The 18,824-nt window shown below is 54.7% G+C and carries 18 protein-coding genes, 1 pseudogene and 1 other annotated feature; of the genes and pseudogenes, 14 read left to right on the forward strand and 5 right to left on the reverse strand.

Translation table 11 applies throughout. The features are described 5' to 3' along the window. Positions 1–235 precede the first annotated feature (235 nt). From KGP17_RS03475 to trpR, 3 genes are all read left to right on the forward strand, one after another. Complete coding sequence (locus KGP17_RS03475) at positions 236–397, forward strand: hypothetical protein (RefSeq protein ID WP_218519895.1); 162 nt, start codon at positions 236–238, stop codon at positions 395–397. Positions 398–408: 11 nt separating this feature from the next. After that, the gene (gene sltY, locus KGP17_RS03480) at positions 409–2,328 is read left to right on the forward strand and encodes a murein transglycosylase (protein WP_094982241.1); all 1,920 of its coding nucleotides are present in this window, start codon (positions 409–411) and stop codon (positions 2,326–2,328) included. Positions 2,329–2,429: 101 nt separating this feature from the next. Next, positions 2,430–2,750 (forward strand): trp operon repressor, encoded by a 321-nt coding sequence (gene trpR / locus KGP17_RS03485; protein ID WP_021179237.1) that lies wholly within the window; start codon positions 2,430–2,432, stop codon positions 2,748–2,750. 18 nt (positions 2,751–2,768) lie between these two features. Here trpR and yjjX read toward each other — a convergent pair whose 3' ends face one another. Beyond that, positions 2,769–3,314: an inosine/xanthosine triphosphatase gene (gene yjjX / locus KGP17_RS03490; RefSeq protein ID WP_021179238.1), complete on the reverse strand. Its 546-nt coding sequence runs from the start codon at positions 3,312–3,314 to the stop codon at positions 2,769–2,771. 127 nt (positions 3,315–3,441) lie between these two features. On the opposite strand from yjjX, the gene gpmB reads away from it, so the two are divergent. After that, entirely contained in the window at positions 3,442–4,089 is a 648-nt protein-coding gene (gene gpmB / locus KGP17_RS03495) for a 2,3-diphosphoglycerate-dependent phosphoglycerate mutase GpmB (protein WP_094982173.1), read from the forward strand. Here the strand turns inward: gpmB and robA are convergent. Continuing rightward, on the reverse strand, positions 4,086–4,955 hold the full coding sequence (gene robA / locus KGP17_RS03500; RefSeq protein ID WP_094982172.1) for an MDR efflux pump AcrAB transcriptional activator RobA: 870 nt from the start codon (positions 4,953–4,955) through the stop codon (positions 4,086–4,088). The genes gpmB and robA overlap by 4 nt on opposite strands. Positions 4,956–5,297: 342 nt before the next feature. Here robA and creA point away from each other — a divergent pair, with 342 nt between their 5' ends. Next, entirely contained in the window at positions 5,298–5,777 is a 480-nt protein-coding gene (gene creA / locus KGP17_RS03505; protein ID WP_094982171.1) for a protein CreA, read from the forward strand. A 123-nt stretch (positions 5,778–5,900) separates the two neighbouring features. Here creA and arcA read toward each other — a convergent pair whose 3' ends face one another. After that, a complete protein-coding gene (arcA, locus tag KGP17_RS03510; protein WP_024483588.1) occupies positions 5,901–6,617 on the reverse strand; it encodes a two-component system response regulator ArcA in 717 nt (238 codons plus the stop codon). Between the two features lie 108 nt (positions 6,618–6,725). Between arcA and KGP17_RS27960 the strand changes: the two are divergent. From KGP17_RS27960 to thrC, 6 genes and pseudogenes are all read left to right on the forward strand, one after another. Then, positions 6,726–6,863: pseudogene (locus KGP17_RS27960) on the forward strand (hypothetical protein); the annotation flags it as partial. A gap of 389 nt (positions 6,864–7,252) precedes the next feature. After that, positions 7,253–7,939, forward strand: coding sequence for a tRNA/rRNA methyltransferase (locus tag KGP17_RS03515; protein WP_223498867.1), 687 nt, complete (start codon positions 7,253–7,255; stop codon positions 7,937–7,939). A 213-nt stretch (positions 7,940–8,152) separates the two neighbouring features. Then, positions 8,153–8,221: a thr operon leader peptide gene (gene thrL / locus KGP17_RS03520; protein ID WP_071998276.1), complete on the forward strand. Its 69-nt coding sequence runs from the start codon at positions 8,153–8,155 to the stop codon at positions 8,219–8,221. Continuing rightward, positions 8,160–8,278, forward strand: a sequence feature (Thr leader region). It overlaps the preceding gene by 62 nt. Before the next feature lie 25 nt (positions 8,279–8,303). Next, positions 8,304–10,763, forward strand: a complete 2,460-nt coding sequence (gene thrA / locus KGP17_RS03525) for a bifunctional aspartate kinase/homoserine dehydrogenase I (protein ID WP_059199704.1) — start codon at positions 8,304–8,306, stop codon at positions 10,761–10,763. Position 10,764: 1 nt separating this feature from the next. Continuing rightward, entirely contained in the window at positions 10,765–11,694 is a 930-nt protein-coding gene (gene thrB / locus KGP17_RS03530; protein WP_059199705.1) for a homoserine kinase, read from the forward strand. Between the two features lie 3 nt (positions 11,695–11,697). Next, the gene (gene thrC / locus KGP17_RS03535; RefSeq protein ID WP_209528874.1) at positions 11,698–12,987 is read left to right on the forward strand and encodes a threonine synthase; all 1,290 of its coding nucleotides are present in this window, start codon (positions 11,698–11,700) and stop codon (positions 12,985–12,987) included. A gap of 43 nt (positions 12,988–13,030) precedes the next feature. Here the strand turns inward: thrC and yaaA are convergent, their stop codons facing one another. Both yaaA and KGP17_RS03545 read right to left on the reverse strand, forming a co-directional pair. Continuing rightward, on the reverse strand, positions 13,031–13,804 hold the full coding sequence (gene yaaA / locus KGP17_RS03540; protein WP_059199707.1) for a peroxide stress protein YaaA: 774 nt from the start codon (positions 13,802–13,804) through the stop codon (positions 13,031–13,033). A gap of 101 nt (positions 13,805–13,905) precedes the next feature. Continuing rightward, entirely contained in the window at positions 13,906–15,339 is a 1,434-nt protein-coding gene (locus tag KGP17_RS03545) for a sodium:alanine symporter family protein (RefSeq protein ID WP_223498868.1), read from the reverse strand. 377 nt (positions 15,340–15,716) lie between these two features. Here KGP17_RS03545 and tal point away from each other — a divergent pair, with 377 nt between their 5' ends. The 3 genes from tal (at position 15,717) to KGP17_RS03560 (ending at position 18,816) form a co-directional block, all read left to right on the forward strand. Then, positions 15,717–16,670 (forward strand): transaldolase, encoded by a 954-nt coding sequence (gene tal / locus KGP17_RS03550; protein ID WP_024483582.1) that lies wholly within the window; start codon positions 15,717–15,719, stop codon positions 16,668–16,670. Positions 16,671–16,807: 137 nt separating this feature from the next. Further along, positions 16,808–17,395, forward strand: a complete 588-nt coding sequence (gene mog / locus KGP17_RS03555; protein WP_024483581.1) for a molybdopterin adenylyltransferase — start codon at positions 16,808–16,810, stop codon at positions 17,393–17,395. A gap of 128 nt (positions 17,396–17,523) precedes the next feature. Further along, positions 17,524–18,816 carry an MFS transporter gene (locus KGP17_RS03560; RefSeq protein ID WP_121608662.1) on the forward strand — a complete coding sequence of 431 codons (1,293 nt, stop codon included), beginning with the start codon at positions 17,524–17,526 and terminating at the stop codon, positions 18,814–18,816. The last annotated feature ends 8 nt before the right edge of the window (positions 18,817–18,824 follow it).

Here is an 18,824-nt window from a genome sequence, read left to right on the forward strand (position 1 = left end):
ATGTCTCTTTAACGTCATTTTTTGTATAGGAAAACTCGTGTCTGCATAGAAAACTATAGAACACCGGGGTTATTGTGTGATGAAAAAATTGCCCATAATCCCATGATTTTTCAAAACGTCGTCTTGTTGTTCTGCCTGGCGATTGCGCCAGGCAGGGTGGTTTTCATCTGGGTTGATAAACTTGTTATAAAGTAATGAATGGATACGCGTTTTTGCTGTCTATGATTAATACCTGATGCCAGCCCATGGTGGCGGCACGGTTTTGTTCCCGGCGTGGCTTCCCACGGTGGGGCGTGAGATATTCGCAGAGCAGGATCTACTGGCCCGTTGGCTGCTGACGCGGCGCGGCAGCGGGGTGGATCGGTTCTGGCAAGCTAACCCAGCGAGGAAAGAGTAAGTATGGTCAAGGTGGACAAATGGCGGTTGTGGGCTGTAGGCCTGTGCCTGACGGCATTTTCTGGTGCAACATTGGCAGACTCCCTGGACGGCGAACGCCAGCGTTATCTGCAAATCAAGCAGGCCTGGGACAGTAAACAGATGGACGTGGTGGCGCAGTTGATGCCAACGCTGCAGGATTACCCCCTGTATCCTTATCTGGAATATCGCCAGTTGACGCAGGATCTCAGCACCGCCAGTGCGGCTCAGGTCCAGCAGTTTTTGCGGTTGCATCCTACGTTGCCACCCGCAAAATCGCTCTCTGCCCGTTTTGTGAACGAGCTGGCGAGCCGTCAAGATTGGACTACCCTGCTGGCCTTCAGCCCGCAAGAGCCTAAACCTGTTGCGGCGCGCTGTAATTTCTATTACGCCAAGTGGGCCACCGGCGATCAGCAGGCAGCTTGGGCTGGTGCCGATGATATCTGGATGAGCGGTAAAACCTTGCCAGGCTCCTGCGATAAGCTGTTCAGCGTCTGGCAGGCTGCCGGTAAGCAAACGCCGTTGAATACGCTGGCACGGATGAAGCTGGCGCTGAAAGAGGGCAACAGCGGCCTGGTGAACTACCTGTACCGCCAACTCCCAAGCGATTATCAGACCATGGGGGATGCGCTGGTACGGTTGCAAAACGATCCCGCCACGCTGGAAGCCTTCGCCCGTAGCGTCGGCCCAACAGATTTTACCCGTTCGGCTACCACCATCGTATTCGCCCGTCTTGCCCGTCAGGACGTAGAAAATGCTCGAGCTATGATCCCAACGCTGGTCCGCCTACAGAAAATGAGCGAAAGCGAGAAGTTGGCAATGGAGGAAGAGGTGGCCTGGCGGTTGATGGGCAATGATGCCACCTTTGAGCAGACCCAATGGCGCGATCAGGTGATCCTGCGCAGCCAACAGCCAGCCTTGCTGGAGCGCCGCGTGCGTATGGCGCTGGGCGTGGGCGATCGTCAGGGGCTGAAAACCTGGCTGGCACGCCTGCCTGAAGAATCGCGGAACAAGGATGAATGGCGCTACTGGCGTGCCAGTGTCATGATCGATGAAGGTAAACGCAGCGAAGGGGAAGCGATACTGCGTAGCCTGATGAACGAACGCGGCTTCTACCCGATGGTGGCGGCGCAAAAACTGCAGGTGCCTTATCCGGTGATGGTCGCCGTGGCGGCAAAACCGCGTACCGATCTGGTGAGTGGCCCGGAGATTGCCAGGGTGCGTGAACTGATGTACTGGAATATGGATAACCTGGCGCGCAGTGAGTGGAGCTCATTCGTCGCCAGCCGCAGCCGCCCGGAGCAGGAAGCGCTGGCCCGCTATGCCTTTGAGCAGAAATGGGCCGATCTGAGCGTACAGGCAACGATCGTTGGCAAACTGTGGGATCATCTTGAAGAACGTTTCCCGATGGCCTGGCCACAGGAATTCCGCCGTGCTACCGAAGATAAAGGCATTACGCCGAGCTATGCCATGGCGATAGCCCGCCAGGAGAGCGCCTGGAACCCGAAAGCGCAGTCGCCGGTCGGGGCCGCAGGTTTGATGCAGGTTATGCCGCGCACCGCGAAACATACGGTGGATCTGTTCGGTATCCCGGGCTACAGCAGCCCGAGCCAGCTGTTTGATCCGCAAACCAATATCACTATTGGCACCAGCTATCTGGAGTCGGTGTACCAGCAATTTGGTCGTAACCGTATTCTTGCGTCTGCGGCTTATAACGCTGGCCCATCACGGGTGAATACCTGGTTAGGCAATAGCGATGGCCGGGTAGATGCCGTGGCGTTTGTGGAAAGCATTCCGTTCTCGGAAACCCGTTCTTACGTGAAGAACGTGCTGGCCTATGACGCGTTTTATCGTCACTTCATGCATCGGCCAGCGAAGGTGCTGACGGATGCCGAGTGGCAAAGACGCTATTGATATCCCCGTCGTCTTTCAAGCTGTAGCGTTGTTACCGGTATTTTGACGCTTACTCGCGGTATGCTATGCTGCTGTACTAGTTAAATAGTATGGTGGCTGGCATGACGCAATTATCGCTAAACGATCCCGCTCTTTCAGAACAAGGCAATGAAGATTGGCTGCGCTTTGTCGCACTGCTGCAGAGTTCGTTCGATCAGGATTTGCACCAACAGTTGATGCAACTGCTACTGACGCCGGATGAGCGTACTGCGCTGGGGACACGGGTGCGTATTATTCAGGAACTGATGCGTGGCGAAATGAGCCAGCGCGAGCTGAAGAATGAGCTCGGGGCAGGTATCGCAACCATCACCAGAGGATCAAACAGCCTGAAGATGGCGACGCCAGAGCTGAAACAGTGGCTGGAACAGCAATTACTGGGGTGAAGCCATCACCCCGGTGGCTTATTGCTGCGGCGTATTATTACTGCTGTGGCTGCGGTAAATCGGATTGTGGAACGGCACCAGTGCCAGCAGCAACGCCTGGTGGTAAACGCTGGTGCGGCTCAGCCGACCATCGGTAAAGATACCGATCGCTCCCCCCTGACGTTTGACTTCGCTATTGCCGGTGATCAAGGTCATTTCATCGCCTAACTCGCGACCGGCTCGAATACCCTGTAAAATTGATTCTGGCAGCATCAGGCTGGCAGAACGCGATTCGCCACGGGTCGTCGGATTTTCTACCGTCATCCAGGCGAACGTCATATTTTCTTCGATCCCGGCTTCTACTCCGACCCAAAAGTCGGCTTCTGGCCGCACCTGCCGCGCTTCCATCACGCGCTGGCGTGCGCCGGTACGGGTTTCGGTATTGCCAATGGGTTGCAGTGAAACGCCGCTGGCGACGTCAACCGATTCTATGCGGCATTGGTCTGCGCCAAAGGTATCTTCAAAAGCCAGTTGAATAGCCCTGATCTTTGCCGGGTTGGTAGTTGCAGCGATAACATGATACATAACGGCTTTAGCTTCCTTAAAGTGGGGCTGTGTCTTGCCATGATTTTTGATGGCGGCAAGTTATGCGTAGTGCAAGGCACGAGCCACAGATAAACTCAAGTTTCACGCAGTATAACGGAAAAGCATAATGTTACAGGTATACCTCGTTCGCCACGGCGAAACGGAATGGAACGCAGCACGCCGCATTCAGGGCCAATCCGACAGCCCATTAACCGCCACTGGCGTTCACCAGGCTCATCTGGTTGGCAAACGCGTTAGCCGCGAGGGCGTGACGCACGTGATTTCCAGCGATCTGGGCCGCACCCGTCAGACCGCGCAAATCATTGCGGACGCTTGCGGTTGCGACGTTATGGTAGATGCCCGGCTGCGTGAGCTGCATATGGGCGTTCTGGAAGAACGTTTGATCGACAGCCTGACACCGCAGGAAGAGCTGTGGCGTAAACAGATGGTCGATGGTACTGCTGACGGCCGTATCCCTCAAGGTGAATCTATGACGGAGTTGGCCACGCGGATGCATGCGGCGCTGACCGAGTGCCTGAAACTGCCGCAGGGCAGCAAGCCGTTGATTGTCAGCCACGGCATCGCGCTGGGGTGCCTGATCGGGACAGTTTTAGGGCTACCGGCCTATGCCGAGCGCCGTCTGCGTTTGCGCAACTGCTCGTTGTCACGCGTCGACTATCAGCAAAGCCCTTGGTTGGCTCCAGGCTGGGTTGTGGAAAGTGCGGGCGATATCTCGCATCTGGACATGCCCGCGTTGGATGAGCTACAGCGCTAACGGCGGATCGGGATCAGATAGTCGCAACGGATCTCGCTGGGTGGCTGAGGCGGACGCCGGTCACCTTGCGGATAGAAGCGCTCAATATCGTGCCCTTTGCGGCGGGTCAGTTCCAATGCTGGCAGGCAAGTGCCGTACAGTATCAGGATAAAGTCCTGCAGGCCGGAGGCTGGCCCCTGATAGCTGAACATGGCATATTCTCCGCCCTGCAGCGTGATCGGCTGGCCTTCCTGCACCTTGGTCGGCACATGTTGCGCCTCCAGGGCAGTGGTATACAGCACTTCCTGCTCGTCGTCTTTTTCCTGGCTTGGCCGCGAGTGGTGCAGGCCGTAAAGCACCGGTGGCAGGGTTTCTATCTGCCCCAGGTACTGTTGCCAGAATTGGGTACGCAGCTCGGAGCGGAAGCTGGATATTTGCTCCAACGTACAGGAGTAGCTCTGCGTCAGGCCGATCAGGTCCAGCTCGGGTAGCGTGACAAACTCTGGATGTGGCAGCGTAAAGGCGCCCAGACGTATTGGCGGGCACATGCCGAAGGCGTTCCAGTCTTCTGAACGGCGATACAGCGCCGGGGTTTGCGCAAACTGTTTTTTGAATGCGCGAGTGAAGGTCTGCTGTGAGTCGAAACGATACTGCAAAGCAATATCCAGAATAGGCCGACTGGTGAGGCGTAATGCGACGGCGGCTTTGGACAACCTTCTTGCCCGAATATAGGCGCCGATGGCGTTCCCAGTGATATCCTTAAACATCCGTTGCAGATGCCATTTAGAGTAACCCGCTTTTGCCGCCACGTTATCCAGTGACAAAGGTTGGTCCAAATGGCTTTCCAGCCAGCTAAGCAGATCACGAATGATACCGGCTTGATCCATAGATCTTCCTCGTAGAGCTTCAGGTTCGGAACCCGAACTGTTTGATTTGTCATGCTGATACCTGATGCCCACTGACTTATTGATCAATCAGTTGCATTACATACGGCGCTTTTGCGATATGCGTTGCGGGAAGCGGGGGAAAACTGGTGTTAACAGGCATTAAGCGATGACGATGCCGCATAATAGCAACTTTTTTCCTCCACGACTCCCAAAGATTTTTTTCGCTCTCTGTGCTAAAAAGAGCTGACTGGGCCGAGGAAAACCCATTTCTATGACCTGAAGCATCGGCGTTCTTATTAGCAGCCCTGTGATTTAACACGCTGTTCTATTGGAGTTAAGTGAATGAAAAAAGGATGGATATTTTTGTTCGGTCTGGTTTGCGCAACGTTTAATAGCGCGCAGGCGGAACAGGTAGGATCGGTCGATACGGTATTCAAACTGTTTGGTCCAGATCATAAAATTGTGGTTGAAGCGTTCGACGATCCCGATGTTAAAAATGTAACTTGTTATATCAGCCGGGCTAAAACCGGTGGCATAAAGGGTGGGTTAGGGCTGGCAGAGGATACCTCGGATGCTGCCATTTCTTGCCAGCAGGTTGGCCCGATTGAGCTGAGCGACAAGATTAAGAAGGGCAAGGCTGAAGGAACCGTGGTGTTCCAGAAGCGCACCTCTTTGGTGTTCAAAAAGCTGCAGGTCGTGCGTTTTTATGATGCCAATCGCAATGCGCTGATCTACCTGAGCTATTCCGATCGGGTGGTAGATGGTTCACCGAAAAATGCCCTGAGCGCGGTGCCCATCATCCCTTGGGGTGAAGCCAAATAATCCAGACGGGCGCAGTATGCAGCGCTCCTACGTTGTAGCCTGTTCAGATGGCATCGCGTCTGGCCTCAACAAAAAAGGGTTCAGCAAGCTGAACCCTTTTTAACCTGTGACGTTAAGACAGGCTTATTCTTCCAGATCGCCGCAGAAGCGGTAACCTTCACCATGAATGGTAGCAATGATTTCCGGCGTGTCCGGCGTGGATTCGAAGTGCTTACGAATACGGCGGATGGTCACGTCCACGGTACGGTCATGCGGCTTTAACTCACGGCCAGTCATTTTCTTCAGCAATTCACCACGGGACTGGATCTTGCCCGGGTTTTCACAGAAGTGCAGCATGGCGCGGAATTCGCTGCGTGGCAGTTTGTACTGCTCGCCAGCAGGGCCGATCAGAGAGCGGCTGTTGATGTCCAGCTCCCAACCGTTGAACTTGTAGCTCTCAACCAGTTTGCGCTCTTCGCCGACGCTACCCAGATTCATGGTGCGTGACAGCAGGTTGCGCGCACGGATGGTCAGTTCGCGTGGGTTGAACGGTTTGGTGATATAGTCATCGGCGCCGATTTCCAGGCCAAGGATTTTATCGACTTCATTATCACGACCGGTCAGGAACATCAGCGCGACGCTGGCTTGTTCGCGTAGTTCACGCGCCAGCAGCAGGCCGTTCTTGCCTGGCAGGTTGATATCCATGATAACCAGGTTGATATCATTTTCGGACAGGATGTTGTGCATTTCTGCACCGTCATTGGCTTCATGAACAATGTAGCCTTCCGCCTCGAAAATGCTCTTCAGGGTGTTACGAGTGACTAACTCGTCTTCGACAATCAGAATGTGCGGGGTCTGCATATTTGCTACCTAAAATTGCCAACAAAATAGAAAATAGGAAGTACAGCAGTCTCGGTGTTCTTCCATGGAGGGCAGAGATACCGCTCACGTTCCCTCAATTACCAAACGACTACAGTACGTAAACTCGTTCTTGATGCGCTTTCCATCAATGTCAACAAGATCGCTAGCTGGGTGGGGGGGCTATTTTTTACCACCCCGAATGATGCCAAAACGGCGCATATCCTAACCCTATTAACAGCAATATAACAGTGTGTGCCGAATTCATCACCTAACAAAACTACGCTTTGTTGACATATATCAAATTCAATTGTAGCACGTTAACAGTTTTGTGAAAAACACTTACAGAACTGCCATGTTAAGTCACAGATCGTCAAATTCTGTGAACGATTCAGCTTTGTTGGAGCTGATGCGTTACAATTGAAAGCTAACTGTTTGGGGCGAAAATATAGTGCTTTGTTTTTAATGAAAATTAAAACTTAACCTACATTTATGATTGTTTCGTGTGATTTATAGGTTGAAATGCCTATTTAATAATATTATAGCAAGCGATCATTTACGATGTTAATCGTTTGTAAATATAATCAGACAAATCCCAACAGTCAAAGAACTATTCTCATTATTTTTCTGGAGTCTTGATGCAGCTTCATATCGTGTTAGTCGCGCCCGCTCGGGCGGAAAATGTTGGCGCAGCGGCGCGGGCGATGAAAACCATGGGCTTCACCTCGTTGCGCATCGTCGACAGCGAGGCCCATCTGCAGCCCGCTGCCCGCTGGGTCGCCCACGGTGCTGGCGATATTCTGGATGCGGTGCAGACGTTTGCTACCCTGGAGCAGGCATTGGAAGATGTGGACTTTACCGTTGCGACTACCGCTCGCAGCCGCGCACGCTTTCATTACTACTGTACCCCCCAGCAACTGACGGAGCAGTTGGCGGAACGCCACCAATGGGTACATCAGGCTGCACTGGTGTTTGGCCGTGAAGACTCGGGCCTGACCAATGAAGAACTGGAGTTGGCCGATCTGCTGACCGGCGTCCCGATGGTGGCTGATTATCCTTCGCTGAACCTCGGCCAGGCGGTGATGGTGTATTGCTATCAACTGGCGCAGTTAATGTCAGTCAGCACGCAGCAGGAACCCCTGGCCGATGCCGGGCAACTCAACGCGTTGCGGCAACGGGCAGATCGCCTGTTACAAGCGCTGGACGTGGCGGGCGACCAAAAATTGCGCGATTGGTTACACCAGCGGCTCGGGGTCTTGCAGCAGCGCGATACCGTCATGCTGCACAGGTTGCTGCATGATGTTGAAAAAAAATTGACGAAGTGATGTAGGCGTTTTCTGTTGCTTGGCTGGTGTTATTCACTATTTAATCGGCTTTATTGTGATTTTTTGTTCTGCAATTCTGTTTTTTTATCGGCTTCATCGCGCAGATCCCACTGTGGCCAGTAAATAGGCAAAACAAAGAAATAATTTGACTTGGCCAGACGATTGCTTTAACCAATAGAGGGGACAGAGATTCTAATGAGACAGACAGACAAAATGCGAAACATCAGCCTGAATACGACAATTATTACCACCACCGATACCACAGGTAACGGGGCGGGCTGACGCGTACAGGAAACAGAAGAAAAAAGCCCGCACCTAACCAGTGCGGGCTTTTTTTTCGGCATAAATTCAGGAGATAACAGAAATGCGAGTGCTTAAATTTGGTGGAACCTCGGTAGCGAATGCGGAACGTTTTCTGCGCGTTGCCGATATCGTGGAGAACAATGCACGCCAAGGACAGGTAGCCACGGTATTGTCCGCACCGGCCAAGATCACCAATCATCTGGTGGCGATGATTGACAAAACGGTAGCCGGCCAGGATATTCTGCCAACCATGAGCGACGCCGAGCGCATCTTTGCCGACCTGCTCAGCGGTTTGGCCAAGGCGTTGCCAGGCTTTGAGTACGATCGCCTGAAGGCACTGGTCGAGCAGGAGTTCGCGCAGCTCAAACAGGTACTGCATGGCGTGGCGTTGTTGGGGCAGTGCCCGGATAGCGTCAATGCGGCTATCATCTGTCGGGGTGAAAAGCTTTCTATTGCCATCATGGAAGGCGTCTTCAAAGCCAAAGGTTATCCGGTTACTGTGATTAACCCGGTAGAGAAGCTGCTGGCTCAGGGCCACTATCTGGAATCGACCGTCGATATTGCCGAGTCCACCCTGCGTATCGCTGCTGCGGCCATTCCTTCAGACCATATCATCCTGATGGCGGGCTTTACTGCCGGTAACGACAAAGGTGAACTGGTCGTGCTGGGGCGTAACGGCTCCGATTATTCCGCCGCCGTGCTGGCCGCTTGCCTGCGAGCAGACTGTTGCGAGATCTGGACCGATGTGGACGGGGTTTATACCTGCGACCCGCGTACCGTGCCGGATGCCCGATTATTGAAGTCGATGTCCTACCGGGAGGCGATGGAGCTCTCTTACTTCGGCGCCAAAGTTCTCCACCCGCGTACCATCACCCCGATTGCCCAGTTCCAAATCCCTTGCCTGATTAAAAACACCGCCAACCCGCAAGCTCCCGGCACCTTGATCGGTGGCGAAAGCGTGGCCGATGATACGCCGGTAAAGGGCATCACCAATCTGAACAATATGGCGATGATCAACGTGTCCGGCCCAGGTATGAAAGGCATGGTCGGCATGGCGGCCCGTGTGTTTGCCGTGATGTCACGCGCCGGGATCTCAGTGGTGTTGATCACCCAGTCCTCTTCCGAGTACAGCATCAGCTTCTGTGTGCCGCAGAGTGAGCTGCAACGAGCTCGTCGTGCCCTGGAAGACGAATTCTACCTGGAGTTGAAAGACGGCGTGCTGGAGCCGCTGGACGTGATGGAACGCCTGGCAATTATCTCGGTCGTTGGCGACGGTATGCGCACCCTGCGTGGCATCTCTGCACGCTTCTTCTCTGCTCTGGCGCGCGCCAACATCAATATCGTGGCGATCGCTCAAGGCTCTTCCGAACGTTCAATCTCTGTGGTGGTCGATAACGATTCCGCCACCACTGGCGTGCGCGTCAGCCATCAGATGCTGTTCAACACCGATCAGGTGATCGAAGTGTTTGTGATTGGCGTGGGTGGCGTTGGCGGGGCGCTCATCGAGCAGGTTTATCGTCAGCAACCTTGGCTGAAGCAAAAACACATCGATCTGCGCATCTGTGGCATTGCCAACTCAAGGGCGATGTTGACCAACGTGCACGGCATCTCGCTGGAAAGCTGGCGGGACGAACTGGCCGAAGCCAAAGAGCCTTTCAATCTGGGCCGCCTGATCCGCCTGGTGAAAGAGTGCCACCTGCTCAATCCGGTGATTGTCGACTGTACCTCCAGCCAGGCGGTGGCCGATCAGTATGCCGATTTCCTGGCCGATGGTTTCCACGTGGTAACGCCAAACAAGAAGGCCAACACCTCGTCGATGAATTATTACCAGCAACTGCGCACCGCAGCAGCCGGTTCTCGCCGCAAATTCCTGTATGACACTAACGTGGGGGCGGGCTTGCCGGTGATCGAAAACCTGCAGAACCTGCTCAATGCGGGCGATGAGCTGATGCGCTTCACCGGTATCCTGTCGGGGTCACTGTCCTTTATCTTCGGTAAGCTGGATGAGGGGATGTCGCTGTCGGAGGCCACCTTGCAGGCCAAGGCCTTGGGTTACACCGAGCCAGATCCGCGTGACGATCTTTCGGGGATGGATGTCGCTCGCAAGCTGCTGATCCTGGCGCGTGAAGCAGGCTATGCGCTTGAACTGAGCGATATTGAAGTCGAATCGGTGTTACCACCGTCGTTTGATGCCAGCGGCGATGTGGAGAACTTTATTGCCCGCCTGCCGGAGTTGGATGCCGAATTTAACCGCCGTGTGGCCGCTGCTGCCGCGGAAGGTAAGGTGCTGCGCTATGTGGGGGCTATCGAAGAAGGCCGCTGCCTGGTACGTATTGATGCGGTAGATGGCAACGATCCGTTGTATAAAGTGAAGAACGGTGAGAACGCTTTGGCCTTCTACAGCCGCTACTATCAGCCATTGCCGCTGGTGCTGCGCGGTTATGGTGCCGGTAATGATGTGACGGCGGCCGGGGTATTTGCCGATCTGTTGCGCACACTGTCATGGAAGTTGGGAGTCTAATATGGTTAAGGTGTATGCACCGGCCTCAATTGGTAACGTCAGCGTCGGGTTCGATGTGCTGGGAGCTGCGGTTTCCCCTATCGACGGCACGCTGCTGGGGGATTGCGTCAGTGTAGAAGCGGCCAGCCGCTTCAGCCTGGAAAATGGCGGGCGTTTTGTCAGCAAGCTGCCGAGCGATCCTAAAGAGAACATTGTTTACCAGTGTTGGGAGCGTTTCTGCCAGGCGATTGGTCGTGAAGTGCCGGTAGCGATGCGGCTGGAGAAGAACATGCCGATCGGTTCCGGGCTGGGCTCCAGCGCTTGCTCGGTGGTGGCCGGTCTGATGGCGATGAACGAATTTTGCGATCGCCCGCTCAACGAGACGCAACTGCTGGCCCTGATGGGCGAACTGGAAGGGCGTATTTCCGGCAGCGTGCATTACGATAACGTTGCGCCGTGCTATCTGGGCGGCTTGCAGTTGATGCTGGAAGAAGAAGGGATCATCAGCCAGGAAGTGCCTGGCTTTAAAGACTGGCTGTGGGTGATGGCCTATCCGGGCATCAAAGTGTCCACCGCCGAGGCGCGCGCCATTTTGCCCGCGCAATACCGCCGCCAGGACTGTATCAGCCATGGTCGCTATCTGGCGGGCTTTATTCACGCTTGCCACACCCAGCAACCGCGTCTGGCGGCCAAGCTGATGCAGGATGTGATTGCCGAGCCTTATCGCACCCGCCTGTTGCCAGGCTTCGCCGAAGCGCGTAAAGCCTCACAGGAGATCGGTGCCTTGGCCTGTGGCATTTCCGGCTCCGGCCCGACGCTGTTTGCGGTCTGTGATGACGGCGCAACGGCGCAACGCATGGCCGATTGGCTGACCAACCATTACCTGCAAAACGACGAAGGTTTTGTTCATATTTGCCGCCTGGATACCGCTGGCGCTCGACTATTGGGATAACGCATGAAACTGTACAATCTGAAAGATCATAACGAACAGGTCAGCTTCGCGCAGGCTATCAAACAGGGCCTGGGTAAGCAGCAAGGGCTGTTTTTCCCGCTGGAACTGCCAGAATTCGAACTGACCGAGATTGATAAACTGCTGGAGATGGACTTTGTCGCTCGCAGCAGCAAGATCCTGTCCGCTTTTATTGGCGACGAGATCGGCGAAGAAGCGCTGTACAAGCGGGTGAAGGCCGCGTTTGAGTTCCCGGCCCCGGTGGCGCAGGTGGAGAGCGATGTCGCCTGTCTGGAGCTGTTCCACGGCCCGACGCTGGCGTTCAAAGACTTCGGCGGCCGCTTTATGGCGCAGATGCTGGCGGAAGTCGCGGGCGATCAGCCAGTAACCATCTTGACTGCAACCTCCGGTGATACCGGCGCTGCCGTTGCCCATGCCTTCTACGGCCTGAAAAACGTGCGCGTGGTGATCCTCTATCCACAGGGCAAGATCAGTTCGCTGCAGGAAAAGCTGTTCTGCACGTTGGGTGGCAACATCCACACCATTGCTATCGATGGCGACTTTGACGCTTGCCAGGCGTTGGTGAAGCAGGCGTTTGACGATCAGGAACTGAAAGAGGCCGTACACCTGAACTCGGCCAACTCGATCAATATCAGCCGCCTGCTGGCGCAAATCTGCTACTACTTTGAAGCGGTGGCGCAACTGCCGCAGGAAGCCCGCAATCAGTTGGTGATTTCCGTGCCAAGCGGCAACTTTGGCGACCTGACCGCCGGGCTGTTGGCGAAATCCCTGGGGCTGCCGGTGAAACGCTTTATCGCCGCCACCAACGCTAACGACACCGTGCCACGCTTCCTGACTACTGGCCAATGGCAGCCAAACGCCACCGTGGCGACGTTATCCAACGCGATGGACGTCAGCCAGCCTAACAACTGGCCGCGTGTGGAAGAGTTGTTCCGCCGTAAAATATGGCAGTTGAAGGAGTTGGCTCATGGCGCGGTGAGTGATGAAACCACCAAAGAAACCATGAAAGAGTTGGCTGCCTTGGGCTACCTTTCAGAGCCTCATGCGGCGATCGCCTACCGCGTTCTGCGTGATCAACTGCAAGCAGGGGAGTTTGGCCTGTTCCTGGGCACGGCACATCCGGCCAAGTTCAAGGAAAGCGTCGAAGAGATCCTCGGCCAGGAGTTACCGCTGCCAAAGGCCTTGGCGGTGCGTGCACAGTTGCCGCTGTTGTCGCATAACATGTCGGCGGACTTTGCCGCGCTGCGTCAATTCATGATGACGTTGCCAGTCTGACAAAACCCGTTCCCTCTCCTTGTCGGGAGAGGGAACGGATTGCTCATTGCTCAGGGCGTTTGAATACCAGCTCATTACCCGCCGAAGCTGCTTCATCGAAGGCATACCCTTCCAGATTGAAATCAACCAGCTGTTCTCTGCGCTCCAAGCGATTTTTGATGATAAAGCGGCTCATCAGCCCACGCGCTTTCTTGGCGTAGAAACTGATGACTTTGTACTTGCCGTTTTTCTCGTCCAGGAATACCGGTTTGATCAGTGAACCGTGCAGCTTGGCCGGTTTTACCGATTTGAAGTATTCATCCGAAGCCAGGTTCACCACCACATCATCGCCTTGTTGCTCCAGGGCCTGATTCAGTTTCTCGGTGATCCGATCGCCCCAGAAGCTGTACAAGTCTTTGCCCTTCGGGTTCTCCAGCTTGATCCCCATCTCCAGCCGGTAAGGCATCATCAGGTCCAGCGGGCGCAGCACCCCGTACAGGCCAGAGAGCATCCGCAGATGCTGCTGTGCGAAGTCGAAATCCTCTTCGCTGAAGTCTTGCGCCTGTAAGCCGGTATAAACGTCGCCTTTAAACGCCAGCAGCGCCTGACGAGCATTGTCCGGGGTGAAGTCAGGCTGCCATTCGCCAAAGCGTGCGGCATTCAGGCCCGCGAGCTTATCGCTGATGCTCATCAGGCCGGAAATTTGCGCCGGGGTCAGCTTACGGCAGAGTTTGATCAGCTTTTGCGACTGATCCAACAATTCGGGCTGGGTAAAGCGTTCGGTGGCTAACGGGCTTGCATAATCCAGGGTTTTGGCAGGTGAAATAATAATGAGCATGGTCACATCCTGTTTATCAACATGTGGCTACTGTAGCAAAAAGCGCGCAAGACCAGGAGGTATGGCTGTGATAGGGCGCACTTTACGCACGCCCTGCAGGATTAACGCTGCCTGGTCGGCTTCCAGATCCCCGGTTCGAGTTGAGATCCCAGCTCCGGGTAGTGGTTGATGTCAAAGGTGGGCAGCTTGCCGAGTGAACGCTGGTGGTTGTAATCCTTGGCCAATGTGAAGGCCACGTCGGACAGTAACAAGATAGCGGTCAGATTGGTGATCGCCATCAGCGCCATCGAGATGTCCGCCATTTTCCACACCGTGGATAATTCTGCCATCGAACCAAACATCACCATGCCCAAGGCAAAGCAGCGGAAAATCGTCAGCTTGGTCGGATGGTGGTGCTTGAGGAAGATCAGGTTGTTCTCGGCATAGGCATAATTGGCAATGATAGAGGTAAAGGCAAACAGGAAAACGGCGATCGCGACAAAGGGCGCGCCCCAGGAACCGACGGCGCTGGCCATGGCCCGCTGGGTCAGATCGATACCGCTGATGTCGGACGGGGGATTATCCAGTGCACCAGAGGCCAAAATAATCGCCGCCGTTGCGCTGCAAATGACGATGGTATCGACAAATGCGCCAAGCATTTGCACATAGCCCTGCGAGGCAGGGTGTGGCGGATAAGGAGTCGCGGAAGCGGCCACGTTGGGGGCAGACCCCATCCCGCCTTCGTTAGAAAACAGCCCGCGTTGTATACCTTGCGTCATGGCCTGTGAGATCCCGTAGCCCAGGGTGCCGGCAGCAACTTCCTGCAGGCCAAAAGCGCTTTTGAAGATCAACGCCAGGATGGCAGGCATATGCTCAATATTCAGGCCGATGATCCACAGCGCCAGCAGCAGGTAAGCCAAGGCCATAAACGGCACGATTTTTTCTGCGACGCGGGCGATGGAACGAATACCGCCGAAGATCACCATGGCACTCAGGACCACCAATACTATGCCGGCGTACATGGGGTCGATGTTGAAGGCTACGGCACTGGCCAGGGCGATGGAGTTGGCCTGTACCGCATTGAACACCAGACCGAAAGCGATCAGCAGGAAAATGGAGAACATCACACCCATCCAGCGCATTCCCAAGCCTTTTTCCATATAGTAGGCAGGGCCGCCACGGTAGTGGCCGTTATCGTCTTTGGTTTTGTAAAGCTGCGCCAGGGTGCTCTCAATGAAAGAGGTCGCCATGCCGATAAACGCGATCACCCACATCCAGAAGATGGCACCGGGGCCGCCAGCCGTAAGCGCTATCGCCACGCCGGTTAGGTTGTTGGTGCCGACACGAGCGGCAAGTGAAGTACATAGCGCCTGGAAGGACGAAATGCCCGCACCGTCGCTTTTGGTGCTGTTCTTCAACACGGAAAACATGTGGTTGAAGTGACGAATTTGAATAAAGCGGGTACGCAAGGTGAAGTAGATGCCGGCACCCAACAGCAAATAGATCAGTACTGAACCCCACAAGATGTTATTGATAAAGTTAATCAGATCCGTCACGTGTTTCTCCTTGTTAAGATTACTGCTCCTCAGGTTCTTCGACTCCGGTGCGGAAAACTTGAGTCAGTTCTCGACAAGAACTTGGCTAAAATCATCCCATTGACGGGAATTACAGCCTTCTTTTGGGTTTTTCGATGAATAAAACAGCTGCGGGAATTTAACATAATTTCCTGGGGGGATAGCGCGTTAATGCCGTGGCATTGCTTCGGTAATGGCGAATTATCGGTGCGTAACCGGTTGCTCGCACAAGGATAAAACAACCGCCGCCAGCGCGTGATTTTCCTGCCTTGCGCCGGGCTACGTGCATGTTATTATCAGGACAAGGCATGGTTGAACGATGCCAAAAGTTCATGCACAAACGATGAGATAATGCCAACATGACCGATAAATTAACGTCCCTACGCCAGCTGACTACGGTAGTTGCGGATACGGGTGATATCGCTGCAATGAAGCTATATCAACCGCAAGATGCCACCACCAACCCTTCGCTGATCCTCAATGCAGCGCAAATTCCTGAATACCGCAAACTGATCGATGAAGCCATTGCCTGGGCACGTGAGCAGAGCAGCGATCGCGATCAGCAGGTTGCCGATGCCGCAGACAAGCTGGCCGTCAACATTGGTCTGGAGATCCTGAAACTGGTCCCGGGCCGCATTTCCACCGAAGTGGACGCGCGTCTGTCTTATGATACCGAAGCCAGCGTTGCCAAAGCCAAGCGCCTGATCAAACTGTATAACGAAGCGGGCATCAGCAACGATCGCATCCTGATCAAACTGGCCTCCACCTGGCAGGGCATCCGTGCCGCCGAGCGCCTGGAAAAAGAAGGCATCAACTGTAACCTGACGCTGCTGTTCTCCTTCGCTCAGGCGCGTGCCTGCGCCGAAGCTGGCGTGTACCTGATCTCGCCGTTCGTTGGCCGTATTCTTGACTGGTACAAAGCCAATGGCGACAAGAAAGAGTTCGCTCCGCACGAAGATCCGGGCGTGGTTTCAGTGTCTGAAATTTATCAGTATTACAAGCAGCACGGCTATGAAACCGTGGTGATGGGTGCCAGCTTCCGTAACGTCGGTGAAATCATCGAACTGGCGGGCTGCGATCGTCTGACCATCGCACCTGCACTGCTGAAAGAGCTGGCAGAGAGCGAAGGCGCACTGGAGCGTAAACTGTCTTATACCGGCGAAGTGAAAGCGCGTCCGGCACCGCTGACCGAGCCTGAGTTCTACTGGCAGCACAACCAGGATCCAATGGCGGTTGAGAAACTGACCGACGGTATCCGCAAGTTTGCCGTAGACCAGGGCAAGCTGGAAAAAATGATCGCCGATCTGCTGTAACAGCGGCAATCAATCAGCGCAGAAGGTGGCCTCGGCCACCTTTTTTTATACCTGAATATCCACCTCATTGAGCAAACACCCTATACTCCCGTGATGAATCTCCCTTGGGTAACCGGGGCATAAAACAGAGGTAAAACATGGATACATTACGCATTGGTTTGGTTTCTATTTCGGACCGCGCTTCAGGGGGCGTTTATCAGGATAAAGGGATCCCGGCGCTGGAAGAGTGGTTGGGCAGCGCTTTGGCGACGCCGTTCACCCTGGAAACCCGGCTGATCCCCGACGAGCAGACGCTGATTGAGCATACCCTGTGTGAGCTGGTTGATGAAATGGGCTGCCATCTGGTGTTGACTACCGGCGGCACCGGCCCGTCCCGGCGTGACGTGACTCCCGATGCTACCCTGGCAATTGCCGATCGGGTCATGCCGGGTTTTGGCGAGCAAATGCGCCAAATCAGCCTACACTATGTGCCAACGGCAATTCTTTCACGTCAGGTTGGGGCGATCCGTAAACAGGCGTTGATCATCAACCTGCCGGGGCAACCCAAATCGATTAAAGAAACGCTGGAAGGGGTGAAGGACGAGGCAGGCAAGGTGGTGGTGCACGGTATTTTTGCCAGCGTGCCTTATTGCATCCAACTGCTCGAAGGCCCCTATGTAGAGACCCACGAGGCCGTGGTAGCAGCATTTCGTCCCAAGAATGCGCGGCGCGAGATAAATCTCTAAATTTCAGCAATCTGCGGGATAACCTTCAGCGCATCTGGTGTGAAAGTATTTTGCCGTTATAGTAAGAAACTTTTTACAGTTAGCCATTATGCTTTCTGTGTCTTTCCTGTTTCCTCTAACGGTATCTTATGCATCACGATAATAATCGCCGGCTCAACCGGCAAGATTATAAGACTCTGACGTTGGCTGCTCTGGGCGGTGCGTTGGAGTTTTATGATTTCATCATTTTTGTTTTCTTTGCTGCGGTAATGGGCGACCTGTTCTTCCCGGCGGATATGCCTGAGTGGCTGCGCCAGGTGCAGACCTTTGGTATCTTTGCTGCGGGCTACCTGGCTCGGCCATTGGGCGGCATTATCATGGCGCACTTCGGCGATCTGGTGGGCCGTAAAAAGATGTTCAGCCTGAGCATCCTGCTGATGGCGTTACCGACGCTGGCGATGGGGATGCTGCCCACCTACGCCAGTATCGGCATCGCCGCACCGTTGCTGCTGCTGTTGATGCGGGTTCTGCAAGGCGCGGCGATCGGGGGTGAAGTCCCTGGTGCCTGGGTATTTGTGGCGGAGCATGTGCCGCGCAAACGCGTTGGTTTTGCCTGTGGCACGCTCACCGCTGGCCTGACGGCCGGTATCCTGCTCGGCTCGCTGGTGGCCACCATCATCAATACCACGCTCAGCCAACAGGCCATTCATGACGGTGGCTGGCGTATTCCGTTCTTCCTGGGCGGTATCTTTGGTCTGTTCGCCATGTATCTGCGCCGCTGGTTGCAGGAAACCCCAATCTTTATCGAGATGCAGGCGCGTAAGGCGCTGGCAGAAGAGCTGCCGCTGAAATCGGTGGTGATGAATCACCGCAAAGAGATCGCGGTCTCGATGCTGCTGACCTGGCTGTTGTCGGCAGGCATTGTGGTGGTGATCCTGATGACGCCAACCTACCTGCAAAAACAGTTTGCCATAGCCCCGGCGCTGTCATTGCAGGCCAACAGCATCGCCATCATCATGCTGTTTGCTGGCTGTATCGTCTCTGGTTCGGCGGCGGACCGCTTTGGCGCCAGCAAAACCTTTATCGTCGGCAGTGTGCTGTTGGCAGGGTGCAGTTGGCTGTTCTATCAGTCGGTGGCAACACATCCAGAAATGCTGTTTGCCACCTACGCGCTGGTTGGCTTCAGCGTGGGGATTGTCGGCGCGGTGCCTTACGTGTTGGTGCGGGCTTTCCCGGCGGAAGTGCGATTTAGCGGGATTTCGTTCTCCTACAACGTGGCATACGCGATTTTTGGTGGTTTAACCCCGGTATTTGTCACGCTGATCATGAAGTTAACCCCGTTAGCGCCCGCTTACTATATGCTGGCATTATCGACGCTCGGCCTATTACTGGGGATCTACCTGCGTCGCGACCTGAACAGTGAAAAACCGCTCTTGAACTAAGCGATTTT

This window comes from Serratia sp. JSRIV001, from assembly GCF_019968745.1.
Lineage (GTDB): Bacteria > Pseudomonadota > Gammaproteobacteria > Enterobacterales > Enterobacteriaceae > Chania > Chania fonticola_B.